We start from the raw sequence: 26,215 nt of genomic DNA, 5'->3' as shown, positions 1-26,215 counted from the left end.
ACTGGTTTGTTTAGTGTGTGTCCAGCAGGCGGCGGCCCTTTCCGGGCGCCGCCTGTTTGGTTTGGGGGAAGGTCAGTCCGTTTGGCGCGTTGCGTGCGCCTCCGCCCAGCGCAAGAACTCCTCGATCATGTCTTCCAGCCGGCCCGGGGCGCCGCGGCCTTCGAAGCGCTCGTCGTTCCTCCGGCAGATCATCCACCGGTCGGCGGTATCATAGTCCACCTTGATCTCCGCGAAGGGAACGTGTTCCAGCTCGGTCTCCCGCAGCCCCACGTCGAGTGCCACGCCGGGATTGTCGAGCGTCGAGATCCGGAATCCGAATCCGTGCTCCCACTCACCGTTGCAGTGGCGCACATACCACGCCACGAGCCGTGCCAGCGTGGAGCCGTCCGATTCCGCGCTCAAATCGCCCGCACCTTCACGTTGCGGATTTCGAGGCCCTGGCCCGCGAACGCCACGCGGCCGCCGCGTTCGTGGACAAACTTGGCCACGGTCGGATTCGCGCTGGCCGCGACCGCCTGACGCCACTCGGGCGTGTCGAGCAGGTAGCTCATCACCTTGTCGCCGTTGAGCCAGTATTCGACCGAGTTGCCGTAGACCACGATCTTGCCGCGATACCACACGTCGAACTGCGGCGTGACCTTGCGGTCCGGCGCGACGAGACCGTTGCCGCCGAGCGCATCCCCGTGGCCGGCAAGCTGCATCACCGGGCCGGACTTCTCGGGCGAGTTCTCGTCCTCGGACACCTTGAAGTAAACCGCGCCGCGGCCCTCCGGGGCGACCTTCCAGTCGAACGTGAGCTCGAAATCCGCAAAATCGTCGTTGCTCACCAGCGCCGCTCCGGCCCGGCCGACCAGCGACCCGTCGCGCTCCTGCCAGTTGGCCGGCAGCTTGTTCGCGCCGAAGCCGTGCCACTCGGTCTTGTCCAGCAACCGCCACCCCTGCGAACGCTCGTAGGCGGTGATCTTCGGCTGGTCGGCCGCGAGCAAGGCGGCGGGGAGGACGAGCGCGGCGAGCGCGAGGGACTTGACGGTCATGGCCGGCAGGATGCCGCGGCGCCCGGGCGCGTCAATCCCGCGAATAGGGTGAGACCCCTAGCCGCCGGAGACGGAGCCGGTCGGGTCCCGGCGGCGCCGGCGGACGCGGAGCCCGCCCGCCGGCTTCGGCACACCCGCACTGTCCGCTTGCGCACCGCCTGCCGGGCGGCGAACGTCCCCGCCATGCCGCGAATCCCCCTGGAGGACAATTTCACCGACGTGCTCGGCAAGGCCCAGCGCGGCCTCGGCCTGTCCGACGCCGCCCTCGTCGCCAAGGCCGGCATCACCGCCGCCGAATTCGCCGCGCTGAAAAAGGGCGAGATCCGCGACCACCCGCTGCGCGCCGTCGCCCGCGCCCTCCAGCTCAACGGCGCCGCCCTGCTCTCGCTCGCGCGCAAGGAGTGGTATCCGGAGCAGCCCCTCTTCCCGCGCGGCTTCGCGATGTTCAACACGCCGTTCGAGGATCTCACGGTGAACAGCTACCTCGTGTGGGACAATCGCTCGCGGCTGGCGGCGGCGTTCGACACGGGCACGGATTGCGGCGCGATGCTCGACACGCTTGCCACCGAGAAGCTCGACCTGCGCTACATCTTCATCACCCACACGCACGACGACCACGTCGCGGACCTGCCTGAGCTGGCCAGCGCGACCGGCGCCGAGGTCTGGGCGAACGAGCTCGAGCCGATCGACTACGCCGGCGCCCGCACCTTCGCCGAGAACGCACACTTCCACCTCGGCGAGGTCGCGATCAAGACCCTGTTCACCGGCGGCCATTCGCCCGGGCAGACGACCTTCTACGTCACCGGTCTCTCCTGGCCGCTCGCGGTCGTCGGCGACTCGCTCTTCGCCGCCTCGTGCGGGGGCAGCCGCGAGCACTACGCCGACCAGCTGCGCCACAACCGCGAGAAAATCTTCCGCCTGCCCGCCGACACCGTCCTGGCCTGCGGCCACGGCCCGCTCACCACCCTGACGCAGGAACGCCGTTTCAATCCGTTCTTCGCGCGATAAGCTCCCGGAATTACCCCCGGAAACAGGCTTGAGCCGGTAAGGTCGGGGCGATCCTGTCCGATACAGTAGGTTCACCTCCGATGATTCGTCCCCCGTTCCACCGCACGTGGATGGCCCTTGGGTGCCTCGTCTGCGCCTGCGGCAGCCTTGGCGCGCGGGCGGACGACGCTTCCCCGCACCGAAGCGGCGCTGGCGCGCCGGCGTCGAAGCCGAGGCGGCACCGTTCACCTTCGCCGCGCCCGACGGCACTCCCGCCGGCTTTTCCGTCGACCTGCTCCGCGCCGTCGCCGCCGACCGCGCGCTGGAGATCGACTACGCCGTCCTGCCCTGGAGCGAACTGCTGGCCAAGTTCAAGGCCGGGGAGCTCGACATCATCTGCAACGTCGTCGACACGCCCGAGCGGCACGCGTTCATGGCGTTCAGCGTCACCACCGCCGTCATGCGCGGCGCGATGTTCATCCGCGAGGAGCATCCGCCGCTCTACGACTTCTCCGAGCTGAACGGCATCCGCGTCGCGGTGCCGCGCGACTCGCGCGCCCACGAATACCTGAAACGCCAGCCCTGGCGCGTCGAGTTCGTCTTCGCACCCTCGATCACCGACTGCATCGAGGCGGTGCGGGCGGGCCGCGCCGACGCGGTGTTCGCCACCGAGCTGGTGGTGCGGCACATCCTCAAGCAGCGCGGCATCACCGGCATCGCCGCCTCGCAGCTGCAGTTCCCGGACTTCGATTACCGCGAGCACTTCGGCGTCGCGCCCCAGAACACCGCACTCCTCGCCGAGCTGAACGAGGGCCTGCTCTCCGTCCAGCGCAGCTACGGCTACGACCGCCTCTACGAAAAATGGGTCGGCCCGCTGCGCCCGCGCGAGCTCGGCTGGCGCGACGTGCGGCCCTACGCGATCCCCTTCGTCGTCACCGTCGCCATCATCCTCGTCGCCTTCGCCTGGCAGCGCCGCATGCTGCTGCAGGTGGCCCGCCAGGCGGAGGCGCTCCGCCAGAGCGAGGAGCGCCTCTCGCTGGTGTTCGAGGGCAGCCAGGACGGCTTCTGGGACTGGGATGCGAAGACCGGTCAGATCCTGCGCAGCCCGCGCTGGTTTGAGATGCTCGGCTACACCTCCGCCGACATCGCCCCCGGCCGCCTCGGCTTCCTCGAACTCGTCCACCCCGACGATCGCGAGCGCGTCCTCGCCGACGAGTCCAGGCTGTGGCACGAGCGCGACCATTTCGCCCTCGAGATGCGCCTGCGCGCGAAGAGCGGCGAATGGAAATGGATCCTCGACCGCGGCAAGGTCGTCGCCCGCGACCCGCAGACGCGCCTGCCGCTGCGCATCACCGGCACGCACACCGACATCACCCCGCGCAAGCTCGCCGAGGCCGAGGCGGACAACCTCCAGCGGAAGATGCAGGAGACGCAGCGCCTCGAGAGCCTCGGCGTGCTCGCCGGCGGCATCGCCCACGATTTCAACAACCTGCTCACCGTCATCCTCGGCAACGCCTCGCTCATGCAGCTCGACGAGCAGGCCTCGCCCGACCGCAGCGCCCGGATCGAGAAGATCAAGACCGCCTCCCATCGCGCCGCCGATCTCTGCCGCCAGCTGCTCGCCTACGCCGGCAAGGGCGCCTTCACCATCGAGCAGCTCTCGCTCAACTCCGTCGCCCGCGACACCGTCCACCTGCTCGAGCTCACCACCAAGCGCCACGCCGACCTCGAGTTCGCGCTGGCGCGGGACCTGCCGCTCGTCGAGGGCGACCCCTCGCAGCTCCAGCAGGTCATCATGAACCTCGTGATCAACGCCTCCGAGGCCCTGCCGGAGAGGGGCGGCCGCATCCGCGTCGCCACGCAGCGGATCGACCTGATGCGCGGGGAGCTGATGGGGGCGCTGCCCTCGCCCGACATCCCGGAGGGGACCTACGCCTGCCTCGAAGTCACGGACAACGGCTGCGGCATGGATGCCGACGTGCGCGCGCGGATCTTCGACCCGTTCTTCACCACGAAATTCACCGGCCGCGGACTCGGCCTCGCGGCCGTGCTCGGCATCGTCCGCTCCCACCACGGCGCGCTCACGGTGCGCAGCGCCCCGGGCGAGGGCTCCACCTTCCGCGTCTACCTGCCCGCCACCGCCCGCGCCGAGGCGCCGGCCCCGGCGCCGGTCCCGACGGCCGTCTCCGGCGCGCCGCGCGGCGCGGTGCTCGTGGCGGACGACGACGATTCGCTGCGCCCCTTTTCACTGAGGTGCTCAAGCGCCTCGGCTACGATTCCGTCGTCACCGCCGACGGCAACGAGGCCGTCGCCGCGTTCGCGGCGCAGCCGTCGCGTTTCGCCGCGGCGCTGCTCGACCTCACCATGCCGGGCAAGGACGGCCTCGAGACCCTGCGCGAACTGCGCCGGCGACGGAGCGACCTGCCCTGCGTGCTGGTCAGCGGCTACAGCGAGCTGGAGGCGCGCGCCCGCGGCGACACGACGGAGTTCACCGCCTTCCTCCAGAAACCCTTCACGCCCGAAAGCCTCGACGCCGTGCTCCGCCGCGCCACGGACCGGGGTGAGCCCGCCGCCGCGCCGGCGTCGCTTGCGGCCGGCCGATACGGATAAACGGCCCGGGGACAAAAACGGTTAGACAGTCGCGCCGCCTTGCCGCTACCTTGCCTGCGCACCCCCGCATGCAACAGCAGCGCAAGACATGGATGGTCCTGGGTTTGGTCATCAGCTTGGTGGCGGCGCTTGCCGCGATCATCCTCCAGGACGACCTGCGAGAGAAGCTCGGCACCAACTACTACATCCTCTCGCTCGCCATCATCGGCTGCGTGCTGCTCGTGCTCAGCGGCTACCTCTGGGACCGCACCCTGCTCGCCCGCGTCAAGGCGCTCGGCACCCAGGCCAAGGCCGCGCAGCCCGACCTCGGACCGGACGAGCCGGCCAAGGATGAGGAGGTCGGGCACGATGAGATCATCGGCCTCGCCCGCCAGATCGAGCGCATGGCGCGTTCGCTCCAGCGCGTCGAGGCCAGCTACCGCGGCATCGTCGAGGACCAGTTCGACCTGATCTGCCGCTACAAGCCCGACGGCACGCTCACCTTCGTCAACGGCGCCTACTGCCGCTTCTACGGAAAAAAACGCTCCGAGCTCATCGGCACACCGTTCGCCGGCATGGCCACGAGCAGCAAGATCCCCTGGAACAGCGATCCCGCCGTCCAGACCTACGAGCAGGAGATCAAGACGCCCGCCGCCACCACGTGGCTGCAGTGGATCGTGCGGGAGATCTACGACAACGACCGGCGGCTCGTGGAATACCAGGCCGTCGCCCACGACATCACGGCCCGCAAGATGGCCGAGGTCGCCCTGCTGCGCGCGAAGGACGCCGCCGAGGCGGCCAACCGCGCCAAGGGCGAGTTCCTCGCCATCGTCAGCCACGAGATCCGCAACCCCATCAGCGGCGTCATCGGCTTCGCCAACCTGCTCGAAGGCTCCGCGCTGACGCCGGAGCAGCGCGAATACGTCAACCTCATCCGCAACAGCGGCGACTCCCTCCTTTTTCTCATCAACGACATCCTCGACTTCTCCAAGATCGAGGCCGGCAAGATCGAGCTCGAGAACGAGCCCTTCTCCCCCCGCACCTGCATCGAGGAGGTCATGGCGTTCTTCCGCCCCAAGGCCGCCGCCGCCAACCTGTCCCTCGACACCCGCGTGGCCCCGGACGTCCCCGCGGTCGTGAGCGGCGACGTCTACCGGCTCCGCCAGATCCTCATCAACGTTGTCGGCAATGCGGTGAAATTCACCAAGCGCGGCGGCGTGGTGCTCCAGCTCGAGGCGGTCGCACCGGACGATCTTTCCGACACGCTGCTGCTCCGCTTCACCGTTCACGACACCGGCATCGGCATCTCCGCCGAGCAGGCCGCCCGCCTCTTCAAGCCCTACGTGCAAGCCGAGCCCGGCACGACCCGCCGCTACGGCGGCACCGGCCTCGGTCTCATCATCTGCAAGCGGCTCGCCGAGCTCATGGGCGGCACCATCTGGGTGGAGAGCACGCCCGGCGTCGGCTCGAAGTTCTTCTTCGTCATCCGCGTGCGCCTGGCGGCGCCGGTCGGCGTGCCCGCCTGAACCGGCCGCGCGCCCCGCGGCCAGGTTTCCGAATTTCAGTTCTTGCGCAGCGCCGGGAGATGACCCAAGTTGCGGGCCGATTTTGCTCCGGTGCGGTAGCCAAGTGGTAAGGCCGAGCTCTGCAAAAGCTCTATTCGGCGGTTCGATTCCGCCCCGCACCTCCACTCTGAGAAAGACGAGTGGCACCACGATGGCACCGAACCCGTGGGGTTTACGTGACTCCGGGTGCCGCTGAGACAGCCGAAACGCCCGCCCGATGCCTCCGACGTTCACGCTCCTTTCCCCGGAAACCGGCACCGACTACCACCTTTTCGTCCACGCGCCCGATCCGGTCCGCGAGCCCGGGCCATGGCCGGCGGTGCTGTTCCTGGACGGCGACGCGATGTTCGCCGACGCGCGCGCCGCCTACCACGATCTCCGTCGCACCGGTGCCGTGCCGCCCCTGTTGCTCGTCGGGGTCGGCTACGGCGCGACTTTCGGCCAGCCGCGCAACCGGCGCGGACGCGACTACACGCCCGTCGCCCACTCCGACGAACCCGGCAGCGGCGGCGGCGATGCCTTCCTGCGTTTCCTGACTGGCACGCTCTGGCCCGAGCTCGGACGGCGCCATCCGCTCGCGGCCGGCGTCCGCGGCATCGCCGGCCATTCCCTCGGCTCGCTGCTCGTGCTGCACGCCCTCTTCCAGCGCCAGCCCTTCTTCACCCATCACCTCGCCAGCGCGCCGTCGATCTGGTGGGCCGAACGCGACCTCCTGCGCCAGGTCGCGGCGCTCCGTGCCGCGCAGGACGCCCTGCCCGCCCGCCTCTTCCTCAGCGTCGGCGCGGAGGACAGCGCGTCGATGACCGAGGATCTCGCCCTCCTGGAGCGGCAGCTCGCGACGACGCCGTTTCGCGACCTGACGGTCGCCACGCAGCGGTTTCCCGGGAAGAACCACTACAACGTCCTGCGCGACGCCTTCGCCGCCGGCCTCGTCTCGCTCTACGGCGGCGCCTGAGCGGCCCGGCCAGTTGCCATTCGCAACTTCCTGACCACGGTGCGGGCGTCATGCTCGAACTTCTTTCCGCGCCCACCATCCCCGTCCACCCGACGGCGGCTCCGCCTTCCGATCCCGCCCTGCTCGACGCCTACTCCGAGGCGGTGAGCCGCAGCTTCGCCCAGGCGCGCGAGGCGGTCGTCCACGTCGAAGTGCTCGGCCGGAAAACGGACGCCGGAGGCGCGGCCGCCGGGAGCGGCTCCGGCTTCTTCCTCTCCCCCGACGGCTACGCGTTGACCAACAGCCACGTTGTCCACGCGGCGGCGGAGATCTTCCTCCACCTCGCCGACGGCCGCCGCCTGCGCGCCGATCTCGTGGGCGACGACCCGCACACCGACCTCGCGGTGCTGCGCGTGAGCGCGGAGCCCCTGCCCTTCCTCACCCTCGGCGACTCCGACCGCGTGCGCCCGGGCCAGATCGCCCTGGCGGTCGGCAGCCCGATGGGCTTCCAGCAGACGGTCACGGCCGGCATCGTCAGCGGCCTCGGCCGTTCCCTCCGCGCGCAGACCGGGCGGACGATCGACAACATCATCCAGACCGACGCCGCGCTGAATCCCGGCAACTCCGGCGGACCGCTCCTCGACACGCGCGCCGCGGTGATCGGCGTGAACACCGCCATCATCCGCCCCGCGCAGGGCCTCTGCTTCGCCATCGCCAGCAACCTCGCCCGCTGGGTGGCGGCGTGGCTGATCAAGGACGGGCGCATCCGCCGCAGTTACCTCGGGCTCGGCGGCCAGACGGCGCCGCTGCTCCGGTCCATCGCGCGCGTCTACCACCTCGACCAGGAAACCGGCGTGCTGGTGTCGCAATTGACGCCCGGCAGCCCCGCCGCCGCGGCCGGGATCCGCGAGGGCGACCTGCTGATCGCCTTCGACGCCCATCCCATCCGCTCCGTCACCGACCTGCACCAGCGGCTGACCGCCGATACCATCGATCGCCCGGTCCGCCTGACGCTGCTGCGCCACACCGAGCGGCATGTGCTCGCCCTCCGGCCGGCGGAAATGCCCGCCTGATCCGGCCCGCGAGGCCGAATGGACTAAACCGCGCGCCCATTGCGTCGATGATAGTGACGCAAGGCGCTGCGGCTCGCATCGTCTCCGGCGGCGCCTTGTCCCTGCGCCATGGCCAATATCCTTCTGGTCGACACCAACGAAGTGGCGAGGAAAGCCATGCATGGCATCCTCGCCCGGGGTGGCCATCGTCTGGCCTGCGCCGCCGGCGCCACGGACGCGCTGGAAGTCATCCGCCGCAACGTGCGCGTCGACCTGATCTTCACCGAGCTCAAGATCGCCGGCGACGGCGGGCTGGCGTTCGTCCGCCGGCTGAAGGCGGACCGCCTGCTGCGACTCCTGCCGGTCGTGATCTACACCGAGCACGCCGACCGCGACGCCGTGAAGCGCGCCCTCGAGCTGCGGGTGCAGAACTTCCTCATCAAGCCCTACCACGACGAGGACATCTTCGCCGAGATCGAGAAGGCCGAGGTGAACCCCTGGCGCGCGCGCCACTTCGAGGAGGAGAAGTCGTTCTGCCGCATGATGGGGCTCACGCCGGCCGAGATGCACCGCATGCTGGACGAGGTGCGGACCGCCCTCCTCGCCGCCCGCCCCGCGCTGGAACGCGACGCCGCGCTGCAGGACCACCCGCTCGTCGCCTCCACCGCCCTGCCCTTGCGCGAGCAAGCCGAGGCCGCGGGAGCCTGGGGCGTCGTCGAGTGCCTCAACCAGATGGTCGAGCACTCCTCCGCGGGAGCGTGGTCGGGCCTGCCCGCCGATCTTGCGCAGCTCGACTTCGCCGCCGATCTCGTGGCCCACTGGATCGACCCGCAGCGGGACTGTCCCGACTTCACCGCGGGGAGCGACTCCGGCCCAAGCGCCCTGGAACGCGAACGCGCCCTCTGGCTGGCGGCCCCGAGCGCCGGCCGCTGCCCGGTCGTGACGCCCGAGCAGCTGCGCGCGGAGGTCATTGCCCTGCCCGGCTGCCCGGTGATCGAGTCCGCCGCCGCATCGTTTCAGATGATGGCCAACGGCCATCCCTCCTGCATCAACCCGCTCATGGACATCGTCGCGCGCGATCCCGGCCTGAGCACGCTGATGCTCATCGCCGCCAATCGCGCGCATCCCTCCAGCGACGATTTCAACCGGATCGAGGATGCGCGCCTCGCCGTCGGCCAGCTCGGCGAGATCCGCCTCCAGGAGGAGGCGCGCCGCCTGACGCTGATCGACGCCCGCACCTTCAGCCTCGAGCCCGCGCTCGGGTGGACGAGCTACTGGCTGTTCCAGCGCGCCGTCGCGCGCATCGCCCAGCTGATCTGCCGCGAGCTTGAATTCAACAGCCTCGAGGCGCCCGCGCGCACCATCGGCCAGATGCACGACCTCGGCCTGCTGCTGCTCGCGCGCCTGCGCCCGGCCGGCTGCCAGGCGATCCTCGAACACGCCCGCCTGAACCGCCTGCCGCGGCGCGAGACGGAAAAGCTCTTCCTCGGCTGCACGACGCCCGAGCTGGCCACGATTTTCGCGGAGCACTTCGGCCTCTCGCGCCGGTTCACCAACGTCCTGCGCTGGTGGAGCAATCCGGCGGCGGCCACCGAGGACCGGCAGCTCGTCGCCATCGTCTCCTCTCCCGCGCGCTCTGCCGGCAGAACGAGGTCGGCACCTCGGGCGATCCGCTGCTGGAGAGCTCCCTGCCGCTCGAGGAGACCGCCGAGTGGGCCATCCTGCGCGAGGGACTCTACCCGAGCTTCAATCTCCGCAAGTTCGAGGCGAAGGTGCACGCCGCATGCGGCCAGCTCCGCACCGAGCTGAGCGGGCACCAGTCCGGGACCGTCGGCGAGCTGGTGGCCAGCGCCGCCAACAACTGAAAAGGGCGGCCGCACGGCCGCCCTCGAAAACCGCGCGGCCGCCGCGCTCAGTTCGTGACGTCGAACGTCGTGCTGTGGTCGCGGATCGGCAGGTAGACCTTATACCACGCCTCCTGCGCCGGGCTCTTGGTGTAGCTCTTCAGCGCCTCCGCGTCCTTGAACTCCATCGCGATGACGTGGGTGCGCTCGCCCTGCTGCTTGAGCGTCTTGGTCCAGACGCGCAGCACGCCCGGGTAGGCGGCGGGGATGGCCTGGGCGCCGTCGAGGGCGGCTTGGATCTGCTCGGGCGTCGTGCCGGCCTTCCAGCTGACGGTGACGACGTGGAGGACGGACTTCGGAGCGGTGTCGGCGGCGAAAGCGGCCGAGCCGAAAGCACAGGCCGCGCAAAGAACGAGAGCGGGGATGAGTTTCTTCATAGGGTGTCACCACGCTGCGCGCCCGCGGGCGGCGCGCAAGCCCGCGTCGACGAACGGGACGACCAAGCGTCGAAGTCAGGGCCGTTCGAGCTCGGCCGCCTGGGCCAGCACCGCATCGAGGAAACCGGGCGGGAGCTTCTCCCGCTGGCTGCCGGGCCACTTCGAGGGATCGGCGTTGTAAGACGCGAGGTAGGCGAGGCCCTTTGGGAGGCTCGCGCCGTTCGGCGCCTCGTAGCGCCAAAGGTCGACGCCGACGGACCGGGCGAGCCGCGCGAGCGTCAGCTGCGCCGCGAGATTGAAACGGCTGTAGCCGAGCGCGTCCTGCCGCACGAGCTCCGCGGGCTGGCTGCCGTCGGGTTTGAACTGCGCGGCGATGCGCGCCTTGTCCTCCTCGAAAATCCTCCGCGCATCGTCCTCGCGGCCGAGGTAGAGCGCGATGCCCGCGGCCTGCACGAGGAACCAGGTGCCGTGGTTGTTCTCGGCGGCGCGCTCCTTGCGGGCGTTCTTCGCCGTCTGGAGCCAGCGGTAATAGTCCTCGAACCACGCGCGGACTGCGCGCGATTCCTCGGCGGTGAGCGCAGGCGAGCCTTCGAGCAGACGCGCGGCGTCGGCGGCCCAGGCGAGCTGGCGGCCGTCGAGGATGCCGGACGAGCTGCCGCGGTTGTTGTCGTGGCCAAGGCGCACCTGCGCGTAGTCGAGCGAAGGATTCATGCGCGTCGCCGGCGTGATGAGCCAGGCGCGGAACCACTCGCCGGCGCGGCGCGCGGCCGGTTCGTCGTGGTTCTTCACCCACGCGAGGGCGAGTGTCGAGACGGTGCCGGTGAATTTCCACAGGCGGTTGTTGTCGCCGGCGTCGACGCGCTCGCGGTTGTGATGGCCGTCGTGGCGGACGTAGGGCAGGCCGTCCGGCTTCGCGGGATCGGGCCACCAGTAGCGCGCGTAGCTGATGTAGTCGTGCGCGTCGCCGGTGGGCGAAGGCGTCGGCTTGTCGGCGATCGTGCGGATCGGGAGCTTGAGCGCCCTCTTCGCGTCGTCGGCGAGCGCCGCGTCGGAGCGGTGTTCGAGATCGATGAGGAGCGGGCGGGCCGGTTGCGCGAGCGCGAGCAGGGGCGCCGCGAGGAGCGCGGCGAGGCACAGGGGTTTCATGGGAGAAGAGACGTTCGCCATCGCGCGCCGGTCACTCGACGCGCGACGGCGAAAGAACTTGAACGGTAGCTCGACCTGGCGTCGAACCGCGGGAGCGAGCGCGGCATGCGTCCCGGGCGGCGCAAGGCCTCGCGCGAGGTGAGGCCCTACAGGCGGGACGGAGCCGGCGCTGCGCGACTCAGGCGCGGAAGGCGGGATCGAGCTCGAGGCGGAAGTAGCCGCGGGCGTTGGCGAAGCAGATGTTCTTTACCATGCCGCCGACGAGCTCGCGATCCACGGGGATCTCGCCCCGCTCGATCATGCCGCCGAGCAGATTGCAGAGCACGCGGCGGAAATACTCGTGGCGCGTGTAGCTGAGGAAGCTGCGCGAGTCCGTGAGCATGCCGACGAAGCGGCTGAGCAGGCCGAGGTTCATGAGCGCGTTCATCTGCCACTCCATCGCCTCCTTCTGGTCGAGGAACCACCAGCCGGAGCCGAACTGCATCTTGCCGGCGACGGAGCCGTCCTGGAAGTTGCCGATCATCGTCGCGAAGACGTAATTGTCGGCCGGGTTGAGATTGTAGAGGACCGTGCGCGGCAACTCGCCAGTGGAGTCGAGCGCGTCGAGGTAGCGGCTGAGCGCGCGCGCCTGCGGGAAGTCGCCGATGCTGTCAAAGCCGGTGTCGGGCCCGAGCGACTTGAGCAGGCGGGTGTTGTTGTTGCGGAGCGCGCCGAGGTGCAGCTGCTTCGTCCAACCTTTCGCGGCATCCCAGCGGCCGAACTCGAGCATGAGGAACGAGCCGAACTTCGCCCACTCGTCCGGGGTCGCGGCGCGGCCGGCGCGCGCAGCGTCGAAGATCGCCTTCGCCTCCGCGAGCGTGCAGGGCTCGGCCAGCGCCTGCTCCATGCCGTGGTCGGAGAGGCGGCCGCCGACGGCGTGGAAGTCGTCGTGGCGCTTCTTCAGCGCGGCGAGCAGGTCGTCGAAGGTCTTGACCGGCATGCCGGCGGCGCCGCCGAGGCGCTCCAGCCAGGCGTTGTAGGCAGCCGGGGCGTTGACGCCGAGGGCCTTGTCGGGCCGGAACGTCGGGTAGACGCGCGTCTTCAGGCCGAGCTGCTTGATGCGCTCGTGATCAGCGAGCGAATCGGCCGGATCGTCCGTCGTGCAGATGACCGCGACCTGGTTGGCCGCGAGGATATCGTGCACGCGCATGCCGGCGAGCTTGGCGTTGGCGGCCTTCCAGATCGCGCCGGCGGTCTTCGGGTTGATCACCTCGTCGATGCCGAAGTAGCGCTTCAGCTCGAGATGCGACCAGTGGTAAAGCGGGTTGCCGAGCGTGTGCGGCACGGCGGCGCACCAGGCGTCGAACTTCTCGCGCGGGCTCGCGTCGCCGGTGCAGACGCGTTCCGGCACGCCGTTGGTGCGCATCGCGCGCCACTTGTAGTGATCGCCGCCGAGCCAGATCTCGGAGAGGTCGGCGAAGGCGTGGTTGTCGGCGATGAGCTTCTGCGGCAGGTGGCAGTGGTAGTCGAAGATCGGCTCGTCCTGGGCGAACGCGTGGTAGAGATCGCGCGCGGCGGCGGTCTGGAGGAGAAAATCGTCGTGAATGAACGGTTTCATTGAGGGAGAGAAAACGGCGGCACGGCGCGAGGATCCATCAGCGCGAGATCGCGTCGAAGAAGGCGTCGTAGGTCTGGTAGCCGTGGAGGAGCTTGCGGGCGGCGGCGCAGCGCTCGGCGGTGGCGAGGCCGGTGTTCTCCGCGAGGAAGATCAGGTAGTCGGCCACGCGGCGGGCGAAGATCAGGCGCGCCTCGGGGCTGATGGCGTAGAAGCGTGCGCGCTGCGCATAGCCGGCGGGCGTGTGGTCGCCGAGCGCGGCCTTCTCCGCACGGCCGCCGGCGGCGAGCACGTAGAGGAAGTTGTATTCGAAAAAGAACATGTGCTCGGCGCTCGGCGGCAGCGCCTCGAGGGCGGCGCGCGTCGCGGCGGGCGAGGCGTAGACGTCCGCCGGTTTCCCGGCCGCGGTGAGGGATGTCGTGATGAACACGCGCGCCATCTTCTGCTCCGTCGGGTCGGCGCTGAACGCGCCGGCGACGGCCATGTCGATCGTGAACCGATACCAGTCGCGCCAGAGGGCGGCGTCGGCCGCGTTCTTCGACTGCGACAGCGCCACGCCCATCTCGTAGGTGTAGCGGCCGCTGGTCTTGATCTCGAGCGCGCTGCCGGTGACGCGGCCCATGACCTGGTAGTTCTCGGCGGACTTGCCCGAGCCGGAGTGGAAGCCGATCGAGACGCCGAACTTCTGGCAGACGTTCCACTGCGCCTCGATGAGCTTCTGCAGCGCGGCGTTGTCCGGATACGGGGTGTTCTTCTGGAAGCCGAACGCCGGTGCGATGAAGTTCACCGGCATGCCAAGCACCTCGCAGAGGGCGAGCATGATGGCGGTGGTTTCCGGCGTGGTGAGGCCGGGCAGCTCGTCGATGGAGAGCTCGCGGAGATACTTGCGGCCGACGTCGGTGGTGAACGCGGCGGCGCGGGCGGCGGCGTATTTGTCGTCGCGGCGCTTCATCTTCTGCATCGGCGTCCAGACCGTCTCGAGCAGCTTGTTGAACGCGGCGTCATCGAGCTTGAGGCCGGCGGCGGCGACGCGCGCGCGCGTCTGGCTCACGACGTCGGCGGGGATGTCCGCGAGCTTCGCCGGCTGGTTGAGCGCGAGCTCGGGCGAGAGATCGAAGGTGATGTAGCTGGCGAGCAGGCAGCCCTTGACGAGGGCGTCCTCGCGGACGTCGAACTTGCCGCCGATCGGCTGGTGGTCGGCGTTGAAGCTCCAGGCGATCTTGCGGTGATGGAAACCGGACTTGAGGCGCGAGATGACGGAGCCGTGGCTCATGCCCTCGACGCTCTGGCCCTGGTGGCCCTCGGGGACGTTGGTGCCGATGAAGGGGAACGGCACGGTGTCGAGGCGGTTCTCGAGCATCGCGTCGACGTCGTAGACCAGCTCGCGCGGGATGGAGTTCTGGTTGGCCGTCATGCCCAGTTCGAGGGCGCTCATCGCCCACTCCACCGCGGGCCAGTGCAGCGTGGTGAAGCGCGCGCCGACGCCGAGCGTGCTGCGGCCGAGCTTCGCGCCGGCGGTCGGGAAGATCGTCGAGGCCGCGTCGTGCTCCTGAATGAGATTCTTGAGCTTAAGCAGATTCGCCCAGCTCGCGGGGAAATAGGTCGCGCCCGCGTGGGCGATGCCGTCGGCGAGCGGGGTGGCGGCGGCCGCCAGCTTCCACGCGCAATCGCCCGCGGCGCTCTCCACCAGGGTGAAGCCGCCGGCCTTCGTCGCGAAGGCGCTCTTGGCGTATTCCTGCACGCGGCCCGCCTTGATGTCCGCCTGCAACGCGGGCCAATCGAGGCAGAAGTCGGGGCTCACGCACGGGTTCTGCGCGATGCGGATGCGGTTCTTAAGAAGGAAAGTGTTGATGGACATCTGAGCCAAAGTTGAGGGTTGAGAGCTGAGAGTTGAGAGCTGAACGGGCGGCAGTCTCGAGTGGCGGATGGGTTGGGATTATTTCGGTCTCTCTCAACTCTTAGCACTCAACTCTCAACTGCGCCGCGGCGCGGCGCTAGATCGTCATGGCGTGGTAGCCGCCGTCGACGATGAGTTCCTCGCCGGTGATGAAGGAACCGGCGCCATCGCTGGCGAGGAGCAGGGTCGCACCGATGAGCTCGCGCGCCTCGCCGAAGCGCTTCATGGGGGTGTGGCCCATGATGTTGGCGACGCGGTCGGGCGTGAGGACCTTGCGGTTCTGCTCGGCGGGGAAGAAGCCCGGGACGAGCACGTTGACGCGCACCTGGTGCGGGGCCCACTCGCGCGCGAGGTTGAGCGAGAGGTTGTGGACCGCGCCCTTGGTCGCGGAATAGGTGAAGACGCGGGAGAGCGGCACCACGCCCGACATCGAGCCGAGGTTGATGATCGAGCCGCCCTGGCCCTGGTCGACGAGGAACTTGCCGAAGACCTGGCAGCCGAGGAAGACGCCCTTGAGGTTCACGCGGACGATGCGGTCGAACTCGTCCTCGGAGATGTCGAAGTAGGGCGTGGCGGAATTCACGCCCGCGCCGTTGACGACGATATCGATGCGGCCGCTGCGCGCGACGACGGCGTCGCGCAGGGCCTCGAGCTCGGCCTTGCTGGTGGCCTCGGCGCTGTGGAACCAGGCCTTGCCCCCGCGGCGGCGATCTTGTCGAGGCGGGCCTGCGCCTTGTCGACGTTGCGGCCGACGAGGACGACTTCGGCGCCGGCGCCGGCGAGGCCTTCGGCCATGGCGCCGCAGAGTTCACCGGTGCCGCCGATGACGACGGCGACCTTGCCGTGCAGACCGAAAAGGGATGCGAGGTATGCTTGTGAGTTCATGCGTGAAGAAGGGGCGGCGATCAGGGTTTCCGCTTCGCCTTCCAGGCGGCGTAGGCCTTGAGGACCGATTCCGGCTGGTCGGAATACCAGCCGTAGCCGTTGCGGCGCTCGAGTTCGATCTCGTTGACGTCGTAGTGCACCACCGAATCGCGGCCCATGAAGACCGGGCGGTCGGTGCCGAGCTCGTAGAAGCGCGCCCAGGTGCGCTTCGCGGCCGGATCCGCGGTGGCGAAGCGCTCCATGCCGTTGGCGGTCGGGCGCTCGGTCCAGCGGATCCCATGCACCGGGACCTTCTCGAACCAGGCGGCGGCCGCGTCGATGGCCCGCACGATTTCCGGCGCGGGATCCGGCAGGCTCAGCAGGAAGCTCAAAATGCCGGCGCTCTCGCGGCTGGCGAGCGCGGGCGGCTCGAACTTGCGCGCCCAGGCCGGCGCGAAGGTCTGCTCGTCGTGCTGGGCGGCCCAGGCGGTGAGTTTCCCGCCCTGCACGACCTGGCACTTCAGGATGCAGTCGATGCCCCGGGCGACGGCGGCGCGGGCCTTCTCGCGCCGGGCGTCGTCGACCCAGGCGAAGGGCGCGCCGCCCTCGCCCACCGCGCGCAGCACCTCGAGGGTGCGGACCATCGCATCGTCGTTGAAGGTGATGTGGGTGTAGTAGCCCTTGCGGATCGGGAAATACTGCGGCCAGCCGCCGTTGGGATACTGCGCGGCGAGCAGGTAATCGATGCCGCGCTCGGCGGCGGCGCGGTAGCGCGGCTCCGGCGCCACGGTGAAGACGCGGGCCAGAAACGCGATCTGGGTGGTGGTCGCGCCGTTGTCGATCGTGGCGTCGTCGTGCGCGCGCTCCTCGAGCTCGGCCTTTTCGGCCGGCGCGAGCGGCTTGGCCATATCGATGTTCTTCGGCCAGCCGCCCGACGGGTATTGGTAGAGCAGCAGGTTCTCGGCGATGGCCCGCGCCCGGTCGCCGGCGAGCCACTGCGGGTCGCGCGGGAGGCGCTCGGACCACTTCACGGACTCGACCGCGCCGAGCGGCGCGGCGAGCAGGAGGCAGAGCACGAGCGCGCGGCAGTTCATTTTAGGCTTCGTCCAGCTTGACGAGTTGGAACTTCGGCACGAGCAGGTGCATGACGATCCAGGCCACGACGTAGGCCGAGCCGCAAACGACGAAGAGGATGCCATAACCGACCTCGATCTTGCCGAGCGTGGTGTAGTGCGCGAGGAGCACGCCCGCCGCCCGAGCGATCAGGATGCCGCCGATGCCGCCGGCCATGCCGCCAATGCCGGTGACGGAAGCCACGGCGCGTTTCGGGAACATGTCAGACACCGTGGTAAAAATGTTGGCCGACCAGGCCTGGTGCGCCGCGCAGGCGACGCCGATGGTCAGCACCGCGAGCCAGATGTCGATTTCGCCGAGGCGGGAGACGAAGAGCACGCTCAGCGGCCCGAGGGCGAAGATGAACATCGAGAGCTTGCGCGCCTTGTTGAGATCCATGCCGCCGTTGGCGAAGCGCTTCGGCAGCCAGCCACCGAAGATCGAGCCGATCGTTGAAATCGAATAGACGACCGCCACCGCGACGGTCCAGCTGATGAAGCCGGGCACTTCATCGTTCGCGCCGGTGAAGCCGGGATGCGCGGCCTTGAACGCGGAAATCTTGCGCGCGTTCTCCTCGTTGAGAAACGCCGGCAGCCAGAACATGTAGAACCACCAGATCGGATCCGTGAGGAATTTGCCGAAGAAGAAGGCCCAGGTCTGACGGAAACCGAGCAGCTTGAACCAGCTGACCTTGGCGACCGGAGAGCCCGCGGCGGCGGCCGGAGCATCGTCCTTGTCGCTGTGGATGTAGTCGTATTCCGCCTGCGTGAGCTGGCCGTTCTTCAGCTTCGCGGCGGGCGAGTCGTAGGTGCGATACCAGAAGAAGAGCCAGAGCAGACCGACCGCGCCGGTCAGGATGAACGCCCATTCCCAACCCCACCACTCGGCGATGTAGGGCACGGTGATCGGGGCGACGATGGCGCCGACGTTAGCGCCGGAATTGTAGAGGCCGGTCGCGAGCGCGCGTTCCTTCTTCGGGAACCACTCCGCCATGGTCTTGTTCGCCGCGGGGAAATTGCCCGACTCGGTCAGACCGAGGGCCGCGCGCCAGAAGCCGAAGCTCCAGGTGTGGTGGCCGAAGGCGTGGCCGATCGCGGCGACGCTCCAACCGATCAGCGAGTAGGCGTAACCGGACTTCGTGCCGACCCAGTCGATGAAGCGGCCGGCGAAGATCATGCCGATCGCGTAGGTGAACTGAAAGCAGATCACCACGGTCGAGTAGTTCAGCTCCTGCGCGGCCTTGTCGGTGCCGAAGACGCCGTCGTCCGACAGGATCGGCTTGAGCAGGCCGAGCACGTTGCGATCGAGGTAATTGACCGTCGTGGCGAAGAAAACGAGCGCGCAGATCGTCCAGCGATAGCGACCGATCTGTTCGTTGAGTTGGTTGAACTGGCTCATCGGGGTCGGGGGTTGGGCAGGGGCGCTCATTTGGCTTCGGGACTCGGGACGGAGTTGAGTCCCTTGGGCAATTTCTTCGGGGTGAGGGTGACGTTGGTGAAGGTAACAATTCCGGCGTGCTCGACCACCTCGGGTTCAGTCAAATCGTTGAACTGGCAGTTTTTCACCCGGATTCCCTCGATCACGCCGGCCGGGATGCCGCGGATGTAAAGCGCGCGGGGGCTGGCGGAGCTGGTGACGTTCTCGAGCTGGACGTTGCGGACAACCGGCTTGAAGTCGCCCTTGGCGCCCTCCTCGTAGCGGAAGTCGATCGTGAGCACGGCCTCCCCCACCCGGCCGACGCGGACGTTGCGCATGAAGACGTTCTCGAGCACGCCGCCGCGGACGGCGTTGTTCTTGAAGCGGAGCGCGCGGTCGAGGTTGGGGCTGTCCATCTCGCAGTTCTCGACGAAGACGTTGCGGATGCCGCCGGAGCACTCGGAACCGAGGACGACGCCGCCGTGGCCGTCGAGCATCTTGGAGTTGCGGATGACGATGTTCTCGGTCGGCACGCCGACGCGGCGGCCGTCGTTGTTGCGGCCGGACTTGATGGCGATGCAGTCGTCACCGGTGTCGAACACGCAGTCCTCGATCAGGATGTCGCGCGAGGACTCGGGATCGCAGCCGTCGTTGTTCGGGCCGTGGGAATGGATCTTCACGCCGCGCACGGTGATGTTTTCGGAGAGCACCGGATTGATCTCCCACATCGGGGAGCGGATGATGCTGACGCCCTCGATGAGGATGTTCTTGCAGCGGTAGGGCTGGATGAAGTTCGGCCGCAGGTGGTCGTCGGGGCCGAAGACGCGCTGCGCCACCGGCACGTTGGTCTCGCCCATCTGGAGCAGGCGGTCGCGGGCGGCCTTCTGGCGCGTCACCTTGCCCGGCTCCTTCTTGTTCCAGCCCCACCAGTTGTCCCAGTCGGCCTGGCCGTCGAGCGTGCCTTCGCCGGTGATGGCGATGTTCTCCTGCTCCCAGGCGTAGATGAACGGCGAGACGTTCATCAGCTCCACGCCTTCCCAGCGGGTGAAGACGATCGGGTATTTCTTCGGATCGGTGAGGAACTTCAGCGTGGCGCCCTTGCTGACGTGGAGGTTGACGTTGCTCTGGAGGTGAATCGCGCCGGTGAACCACTCGCCGGCAGGAATCACGACACGGCCGCCGCCCGCGGCGTGGCACGCGGCGATGGCCTTGGCGATGGCGTCGCTGCTGTCGGGCGAGCCGGCCGTGGCGCCGAAATCGGTGATGGGAAAATCCTTCGCGGGGAACGTCGGGGCCTTGATCCGGGCGAGGACGCGCTCGTAGTCGTCCCAGCCGCGCGCCTGGAAGGACGCGGTCGCGGCCGACTTCGTCGACACCATCTTCTCGACCTCGATGCCCGCCAGGATGAACGGGCCGGTGCCCTTCGGGTCGTTGTCGACGATGGGTTCGCTGATGTAGTAGTCAAAGGAGCCGTCGCGCGGACGGCCGTTGGCCATGGTGTAACCGAGGCCGGCGCCCTGGCAGATCTGCGTCAGGCGGATGGTGCCGTCGGGGTTAGACTTGATGAGTGTGTCGAGGAGGCCCTGGTAACCCTTGAGGATCGCGGCCTCGTATTTCTCGCGCGGCAGGTAGCCCTTGTTCACGGCCTTGGCCAGGGCGTAGACGAACATGGAGGAGCCGGAGCCTTCGAGGTAATTGCCCGGGCGCGTGCCGAGGTTGGTGATCTGCCACCAGACGCCGGTCTTCGGGTCCTGCCAGCGGACGACGCCGTCGGCGAGGCGCTTGAGGATGCCGACGATGTGGTCGATCTCCGGCTGGCTCACCGGCAGGTAGTCGAGCGAGTCGACGATCGCCATCGCATACCAGCCGATGGCGCGGCTCCAGAAGTGCGGCGAGAAGCCGGTCTTCTTGTCCGCCCAGCTCTGGGCCCTGGCCTCGTCCCACGCGTGCCAGAACAGACCGGTCGCGGGGTCGTAGCTGTGGGCGTCCATGAGGACGATCTGCTTGGCGACGTCGTCGAAGAGCGCGGGCTCGTCGAACTCGACGGCGTATTGCGCGAGGAAGGGCGAGGCCATGTAGAGGCCGTCGAGCCACATCTGGTGCGGGTAACGCTTCTTGTGCCAGAAGCCGCCCTCGCTCGTGCGCGGGTGGCGGCGCATCTGGTCGCGCAGGGTCTGCACGGCCTTGACGTAGGCGGGGTTCTTGTCGCCGCGGGCGATGGCGGCGAGGAGCACCTTGCCGGGCGGGATGTTGTCGATGTTGTAGTCCTCCTCCTTGTAGCCCTTGATCGTGCCGTCGGGATTGACGTGCGACGCGACGGCGCGGGTGCCGAACTGCGTGTAGGCGCTGTTGCCGGTCGTCTCGCCGAGGCGGACGAGGCCGAGCGCGAGCACGCCGGGCGAGTAATCCCAGCGCGCCTTGGGATTGGAGCCGCCGGCCTCGAGTGCGGTGCCGAGGCGCTTCATCTCGGAGTCGGCGAGGCGCTGCGACCACTCGAGCGGCGTGGCGCCGTTGAATTTCTGGGGCACGTCGGCCGCGGCCGAGCGCAGGACGAAAGCGGAAACCGCCGCGAGGGCGAACAGGGTGCGGGTGAGCTTCATGACAGCAGAGGGAACGGAGGGGTTATTGGCCGAGGCGGATCATTTCCCGGCCGGCGAGCAGGAAGGCGCCGACGCCGTAGGGTTCGGTGGAGTTCTCGTCGAAGGTGACCGGCGTGAAGCCGACCGGCTGCACGTGCGTGAGGCGCCCGTCGGGCTTCACGCAGGCGAGCAGCGCGGACCAGGCCTTGCGCACGACGGGCTCGTAGTGGGCGCGGTCGAGCAGGCCCTCGTTGATGCCCCAGGCGAGGCCGTAGCAGAAGAAGCCGGTGCCGCTGCTCTCCTGCATCGGGTAGCTGGCGGGATCCAGCAGGCTGGCGCGCCAGTAGCCGTCGGCGTTCTGCAGGGCGGCGATGCGCGCGGACATCTCGCGGAACTGCTGCACGAACCGGCCGCGCGCCGGATGGTCGGCGGGCAGCGCCTGCAGCATGCGGACGAGGCCGCCGAGCACCCAGCCGTTGCCGCGCGCCCAGAAGACCTTGGCGCCGTTCTTCTCGCGCTTGGGGAAGATCGAGCTGTCGCGGAAATAGAGATGCTCGTCGCGGTCGTAGAGGTAGTCGGAGGTCACCCACCACTTGGCGACGGCGAACTCGCGATACTTCGCCTCGCCCGTGACCTGCGCGAGCTTGGCCCAGGCGGGCGGCGACATGAAGAGCGCGTCACACCACGACCAGCGGTCGGTGTGGCCGGGATTCTTCTTCCCGTCGAAGAGCAGGTTGTCGTCCTTCGGGTGCGCGAGGATGGAGTCGAAGCGCTCGCGCATCGGCCCGATCATGCGCGCGTCCCGGGTGGCGCGGTAGAGATCGGCGTAGGTCTGGCCGACAGCGTGGTCATCGGCGTGATAGACGCGCTCGCCGAGTTTCCAGGAGTTCCCCTCGCCCATCTTGACCATGGCCTCGCGGAAGCGCGGGCTGGGCGACACTTCGACCAGCGCCATCACGCCGGCGTAGAACGCGGCGTTGTGCCAGTCGGTGGCTTTCCACTTCGGGGCCGGATGCGCGAGCTGCCAGTCGGCGACTCGCTCCATCACGGTTAAGGTTGGTTCGGAGGCCGGCGCCACGAGCGCCGCAGACAACAGGAACGCGCAACAGAGGAGTCGTTTCATGCGAAATCAGTTCGGGGTGACGGTGACGGAAACCGGGGCGCGGGCGCGGGCGGCGGCGTTGGCGACGTAGTCCTTCCACGCCTGGTAGGTGGTGAATTCACCCGCCTTGGACCAGCCGGCGCCGGCAAAGTAGCGGAGCGACTGGCCGGCGGCGACCTTGGCGAGGATGAGCTCGTTGCGGTCGTCCTCGGCGAAGCCCTGGAAGGCGTCCGAGGCGACGAGGATGGCGGTGCCGAGCGCGCCGTTGGTCTTCTGCTCGACCCACTGCGTGATGGAGCCGTCGGCCGGCGTCGGGGTCGTGGTGATCTTCGGTTCCTGCCCCTTGTCGGTCGGCGTCTTGTTCAGGCCGATGCCGATGACGACTTCCTTCGCGCCCGTGATCTGGAAGGTGCTGTCGATCTGGTCGAGGTTGTGGCCGGCGTCGACGGTGAAGCGCTTCACCTCGGAGACCATGACGCCGTTGGCCATCCAGGTGTCGTAGGTGAGCTCGAAGATCGCGCGGACCGGGCCGTTCGCGATGACTTTCCAGCCCCGGTAGTTGCGGCCGACCCAAAGCGTCTTGCCGTCCCAGACGCCGAGGCCGCCGCAGCCGCGCGACGGGCCGACGTTGTAGAGATCCATGCCCTCGCCCTCGTCCTTGTGGTAGTGGTCGTGTCCCTTGTTATACCAGCGGTCGACGATCGGGTAGCTGACGCGCTTCACCCAGATGTCGAGTCCGCTGGTGACGAGCACTTCCTTGCCGGAGCCGTTGGCCGGCTCCGCGAGCGCAGGGCCGTAGGTGCGATGGCCGATCTTGTCGTTTTCCCAGGCGAAGTCGTCGAGGCGCTCCGGCACGTAGCGGGCGAAGGCCTTCGACGGAAACACGGGGGCGACCGTCTCGGTCTTCTCGACGGTGAAGGTCGCGCGCTTCTCGCCGGCGGCGAAGTCGTGCTGGAAGATGAGCTCGCCATAGGCGATGCCCTGGCCCTTCGGGTCCTTGGCCTGCGGGGCGACGTTGGTGACCTGATAAGGCAGCACGTGGCCCTGCGCGTCCTTCACCGCGATGTGCTGGAGCAGCGCGCCGGGGAGGTGCTGGTTGATCTCGGACCAGGGGACGGTGATCGTCTCGGCCGGACGGGCGATGTCCAGCGAGTGCGTGACGGTGAGCGTGATCTTCTCAGCCGCCAGCAGCGAGCTCGACAGCAGCGCGAGCCCGGCAAACAGGAGTTGGGGTTTCATAAAACGGGTCAGCGCGCGAGCCAGCCTCCGTCCACGGCGAGCGTGTAGCCGTTGACGTAGTCGGACGCGGGGGAAGCGAGGAAGACGACGGCGCCCTTCAGGTCGTCGGGCGTGCCCCAGCGGCCGGCGGGGATGCGGTCGAGGATGGCGGCGGAGCGCTTCTCGTCGGCGCGGAGCGGCGCGGTGTTGTCGGTCGCCATGTAGCCGGGCGCGATGGCGTTGCAGTTGATGCCCTTCGCGGCGAGCTCGTTGGCGATGAGGCGCGTGAGCCCCTGCACGGCGCTCTTCGAGGCGGTGTAGGACGGCACGCGGATGCCGCCCTGGAAGGAGAGCATCGAGGCGATGTTGATGATCTTGCCCTTGCCGCCGCGCGCCACGACGTCGTTGCAGAACGCCTGGCTGAGGAAGAAGACGGCGTCGATGTTGATGCCCATGACGTCATCCCAGTCCTTCTCGGAGAACTTCACGAAGTCCTCGCGGCGGATGATGCCGGCGCAGTTCACGAGGATGTCGAGCGCGGGGAAGGTCTGCTTCGCCGTGGCGATGACCTGCGGGATGGAGGCGCGATCGCCGAGGTTGCCGACGACCGCCACGGCCTTGCCGCCGAGCGCCTGCACCTGCTTGACGGTGTCCTCGGCGGGGAGGATGTCGACCGCGACGATGTTGGCGCCGGCTTCGGCGAGCGCGAGGGCCATGCCCTGACCGAGGCCGCGGGCGGCGCCGGTGACGACGGCGGTTTTGCCGGTGAGTTTAAAGGATTCGAGGATGTTGCTCATGGTGTGGGTGCAGGCGGAGAGTGAAATCAGCGCAGCGTGGCGATCGGCGCGGGATCCATGTCGGCGAAGTCCTGGTTCTCGCCGCCCATGCCCCAGATGAAGCCGTAGCTGTCGGTGCCGGCGCCGCTGTGGATCGACCACGGCGGGGAGAGAACGGCCTCGTGGTCGCGCACGACGAGGTGACGCGTCTCGTCGGGCTTGCCCATGAAGTGCATGACGGCGGCGTTGGCGGGGATGTTGAAATACATGTAGACCTCGGAGCGGCGCGTGTGCGTGTGCGGCGGCATGGTGTTCCAGATGCTGCCCGGCTGGAGGATGGTGAAGCCCATGACGAGCTGGCAGCTCTTGATGCCGGCGGCGTGGATGACCTTGTTGAGGCGGCGGTCGTTGGCGGTGGCGGCGGCGCCGAGGGCGACGGCGTTGGCGGCGTCGTAGCGCGCGAGCGTCGTCGGATACGCGGTGTGCGCCGGGTAGCTCAGCAGGTAGAAGCGCGCGGGCTGCGCGGCGTCGGCCGAGGCAAAGGCGATGGCCTGCGCTCCGCGGCCGATGTAGAGCGTGTCGAGCCGGGCCATATCGTAGCGCTGGCCGTCGACCGTGACGGCGCCCGCGCCGCCGGTGTTGATGACGCCGAGTTCGCGGCGCTCGCAGAAGAACGCCGAGCGCAGCTCGGCCGCGGCGGAGAGCGCCAGCGGCGCGCCGGTCGGGACGGCGCCGCCGACGACGGTGCGGTCGGTCTCCCAGTAGCGGAGCACGAGCTGGCCGGGTTGGAACAAGTCCGGGAGAAGGAACGCCGCGCGCAGCGCAGCGGTCGACATCGTGCCATAGGTGCGGACGTCAGCAGCAGGAATCAGGTCCATGAGAGAGCGGGGCGAAAGGGGCGGACAGCGGGGTGAGGAGCCAGGAGGGCGGGAGCAACGCGCAAAGTTCGCTAATGAACTATCGGTTCATTTATGAATTTTACGCCCCTCCGGGCAAGCGAGAATTCCTCCGGATGGGAGGAAAACATCCCCCTCCTTCGAGGGGGCGAAGGCCGGCGGGCCGAGGCCGGGGACTGGCGTGAGGAGCCCATGCCGCGGGGGAGTGCGGTCAGCGCGCGGGATTCCAGCCATCCGTGCCGCCGAGCACGGCGGCGGGGGTGTAGGCCGCGGCTTGCGCGGGCGTGAGCGCGTGGGCCCAAGGGACGCGGGTGGCGGGCGAGGCGCCGGGGCCGGTGCTGTCGAACTCGGCGTAGAAAGTCGTCTTCTCGGCCTCGGGCTTGTTCCAGTTGTGCCAGCCCTCGGGGCGGACGTTGGCCGACATCTCGGTGTGCAGGAAGACCGTCTGGGCGTAGTTGCGCCAAGGGCGGCCAAGGTAGGTCTTGGCCCCGTCGGCGCCGGTGATGCGGCAATGCGAGAACACGTAGCCGTGCGCCGTCCCCTGGGGCGTGGAGGCGGCGGTGAGGTAGCCGTCGCGCAGGGCGTGGATGTGGCAGCGCTCGAACCAGGCGGTGGCGGCGCCGAAGATGAAATCGACGTGGCCCTCGATGTAACAGTCCTCGAAGTAGTGCCGCCCGCGGTTGAGCAGCACGGTGTCCTGCCAGCCGAGGAAGCGGACGCGGCGGAACTCGAGCCGGTCGCCGTCGGCGCGGAGCGCGAGCGCCTGGCCGACCGGGCCGGCGGTGTTGGCGAGGGTGAGGTTCTCCCAGATCATGCCGTCGCCGTCGATCTGCACGGTCGGCGTGCGGAACGTGCCCAGCGGCTTGCCGTCGGGGCCGGGCAGGTTGGCGTGGACGTTGAACTCGATCACGGTCTTCTCGCGGTCGTCGCCGACGATGCGCATGTGGCCGCGCTCCCGCTGGACGTAGACGCGCTCGTGGTAGATGCCGGGCTTCACGCGGATGACCCAGCGCGGCTGGGTGGCGTCGGTGCGCATCGGCGCGGCGCCGATGGCCTCGTTGAGCGAGGTGTAGTTGCCGCTGCCGTCGAGGGCGACGACGGCATCGGCCTTGAGGTCGGCGGCGCGCGCGGCGAGCGCGAGCGCGGTCAGGGCGAGCAGCGGACGGATCATG

The 26,215-nt window shown here is 68.8% G+C and carries 20 protein-coding genes, 1 tRNA gene and 2 pseudogenes; 8 read left to right on the top strand and 15 right to left on the bottom strand.

Going from position 1 to position 26,215, the window contains the following annotated elements; genetic code table 11:
• Positions 1-72 precede the first annotated feature (72 nt).
• Positions 73-402: an immunity 53 family protein gene (locus tag ACMYLB_RS10230; RefSeq protein WP_415910810.1), complete on the bottom strand. Its 330-nt coding sequence runs from the start codon at positions 400-402 to the stop codon at positions 73-75.
• Positions 399-1,034 carry a DUF1080 domain-containing protein gene (locus tag ACMYLB_RS10225; protein ID WP_415910809.1) on the bottom strand — a complete coding sequence of 212 codons (636 nt, stop codon included), beginning with the start codon at positions 1,032-1,034 and terminating at the stop codon, positions 399-401. The genes ACMYLB_RS10230 and ACMYLB_RS10225 overlap by 4 nt, the downstream gene beginning before the upstream one ends.
• A 183-nt stretch (positions 1,035-1,217) precedes the next feature.
• Here ACMYLB_RS10225 and ACMYLB_RS10220 point away from each other — a divergent pair, with 183 nt between their 5' ends.
• From ACMYLB_RS10220 to ACMYLB_RS10185, 8 genes and pseudogenes are all read left to right on the top strand, one after another.
• Entirely contained in the window at positions 1,218-2,042 is an 825-nt protein-coding gene (locus ACMYLB_RS10220; RefSeq protein ID WP_415910808.1) for an MBL fold metallo-hydrolase, read from the top strand.
• A gap of 106 nt (positions 2,043-2,148) precedes the next feature.
• A pseudogene (locus ACMYLB_RS10215) lies at positions 2,149-4,101 on the top strand (transporter substrate-binding domain-containing protein); the annotation flags it as partial.
• Positions 4,102-4,274: 173 nt separating this feature from the next.
• Positions 4,275-4,631, top strand: coding sequence for a response regulator (locus tag ACMYLB_RS10210; RefSeq protein WP_415911062.1), 357 nt, complete (start codon positions 4,275-4,277; stop codon positions 4,629-4,631).
• Between the two features lie 92 nt (positions 4,632-4,723).
• Complete coding sequence (locus tag ACMYLB_RS10205; RefSeq protein WP_415910807.1) at positions 4,724-6,136, top strand: ATP-binding protein; 1,413 nt, start codon at positions 4,724-4,726, stop codon at positions 6,134-6,136.
• An 89-nt stretch (positions 6,137-6,225) separates the two neighbouring features.
• Positions 6,226-6,300, top strand: a tRNA-Cys gene (locus ACMYLB_RS10200).
• A 92-nt stretch (positions 6,301-6,392) separates the two neighbouring features.
• Positions 6,393-7,130, top strand: coding sequence for an alpha/beta hydrolase (locus ACMYLB_RS10195; RefSeq protein WP_415910806.1), 738 nt, complete (start codon positions 6,393-6,395; stop codon positions 7,128-7,130).
• Positions 7,131-7,180: 50 nt separating this feature from the next.
• Entirely contained in the window at positions 7,181-8,182 is a 1,002-nt protein-coding gene (locus tag ACMYLB_RS10190) for a S1C family serine protease (RefSeq protein WP_415910805.1), read from the top strand.
• A 108-nt stretch (positions 8,183-8,290) separates the two neighbouring features.
• The gene (locus tag ACMYLB_RS10185; RefSeq protein WP_415910804.1) at positions 8,291-9,970 is read left to right on the top strand and encodes a response regulator; all 1,680 of its coding nucleotides are present in this window, start codon (positions 8,291-8,293) and stop codon (positions 9,968-9,970) included.
• Positions 9,971-10,073: 103 nt separating this feature from the next.
• Here ACMYLB_RS10185 and ACMYLB_RS10180 read toward each other — a convergent pair whose 3' ends face one another.
• The 13 genes and pseudogenes from ACMYLB_RS10180 to ACMYLB_RS10120 form a co-directional block, all read right to left on the bottom strand.
• Complete coding sequence (locus ACMYLB_RS10180) at positions 10,074-10,442, bottom strand: Dabb family protein (protein WP_415910803.1); 369 nt, start codon at positions 10,440-10,442, stop codon at positions 10,074-10,076.
• Between the two features lie 75 nt (positions 10,443-10,517).
• Positions 10,518-11,588, bottom strand: a complete 1,071-nt coding sequence (locus tag ACMYLB_RS10175; RefSeq protein ID WP_415910802.1) for an alginate lyase family protein — start codon at positions 11,586-11,588, stop codon at positions 10,518-10,520.
• Positions 11,589-11,766: 178 nt separating this feature from the next.
• A complete protein-coding gene (gene uxaC / locus ACMYLB_RS10170; RefSeq protein ID WP_415910801.1) occupies positions 11,767-13,185 on the bottom strand; it encodes a glucuronate isomerase in 1,419 nt (472 codons plus the stop codon).
• Positions 13,186-13,222: 37 nt separating this feature from the next.
• The gene (locus ACMYLB_RS10165) at positions 13,223-15,040 is read right to left on the bottom strand and encodes a tagaturonate epimerase family protein (protein WP_415910800.1); all 1,818 of its coding nucleotides are present in this window, start codon (positions 15,038-15,040) and stop codon (positions 13,223-13,225) included.
• Positions 15,041-15,176: 136 nt separating this feature from the next.
• A pseudogene (locus ACMYLB_RS10160) lies at positions 15,177-15,964 on the bottom strand (SDR family oxidoreductase).
• A 20-nt stretch (positions 15,965-15,984) separates the two neighbouring features.
• Complete coding sequence (gene pelA, locus ACMYLB_RS10155) at positions 15,985-17,037, bottom strand: pectate lyase (RefSeq protein ID WP_415910799.1); 1,053 nt, start codon at positions 17,035-17,037, stop codon at positions 15,985-15,987.
• Between the two features lies 1 nt (position 17,038).
• On the bottom strand, positions 17,039-18,454 hold the full coding sequence (locus ACMYLB_RS10150; protein WP_415910798.1) for an MFS transporter: 1,416 nt from the start codon (positions 18,452-18,454) through the stop codon (positions 17,039-17,041).
• A gap of 26 nt (positions 18,455-18,480) precedes the next feature.
• Positions 18,481-21,072: a glycoside hydrolase family 88 protein gene (locus tag ACMYLB_RS10145; RefSeq protein ID WP_415910797.1), complete on the bottom strand. Its 2,592-nt coding sequence runs from the start codon at positions 21,070-21,072 to the stop codon at positions 18,481-18,483.
• A 22-nt stretch (positions 21,073-21,094) separates the two neighbouring features.
• Positions 21,095-22,096, bottom strand: a complete 1,002-nt coding sequence (locus ACMYLB_RS10140; RefSeq protein ID WP_415910796.1) for a glycoside hydrolase family 88/105 protein — start codon at positions 22,094-22,096, stop codon at positions 21,095-21,097.
• A gap of 84 nt (positions 22,097-22,180) precedes the next feature.
• Positions 22,181-23,392 (bottom strand): DUF4861 domain-containing protein, encoded by a 1,212-nt coding sequence (locus ACMYLB_RS10135; protein ID WP_415910795.1) that lies wholly within the window; start codon positions 23,390-23,392, stop codon positions 22,181-22,183.
• 8 nt (positions 23,393-23,400) lie between these two features.
• On the bottom strand, positions 23,401-24,168 hold the full coding sequence (gene kduD, locus ACMYLB_RS10130; protein WP_415910794.1) for a 2-dehydro-3-deoxy-D-gluconate 5-dehydrogenase KduD: 768 nt from the start codon (positions 24,166-24,168) through the stop codon (positions 23,401-23,403).
• 26 nt (positions 24,169-24,194) lie between these two features.
• Positions 24,195-25,025, bottom strand: a complete 831-nt coding sequence (gene kduI, locus ACMYLB_RS10125) for a 5-dehydro-4-deoxy-D-glucuronate isomerase (protein WP_415910793.1) — start codon at positions 25,023-25,025, stop codon at positions 24,195-24,197.
• Positions 25,026-25,254: 229 nt separating this feature from the next.
• On the bottom strand, positions 25,255-26,214 hold the full coding sequence (locus tag ACMYLB_RS10120) for a pectinesterase family protein (RefSeq protein WP_415910792.1): 960 nt from the start codon (positions 26,212-26,214) through the stop codon (positions 25,255-25,257).
• Position 26,215 lies beyond the last annotated feature (1 nt).

Origin of the sequence: Oleiharenicola sp. Vm1 (genome assembly GCF_047777955.1) — a bacterium.
GTDB lineage: Bacteria > Verrucomicrobiota > Verrucomicrobiia > Opitutales > Opitutaceae > Didemnitutus.
The sequence above is the reverse complement of the archived record's forward strand: the minus strand, read 5'-3'. Positions and strand labels throughout refer to the sequence as shown.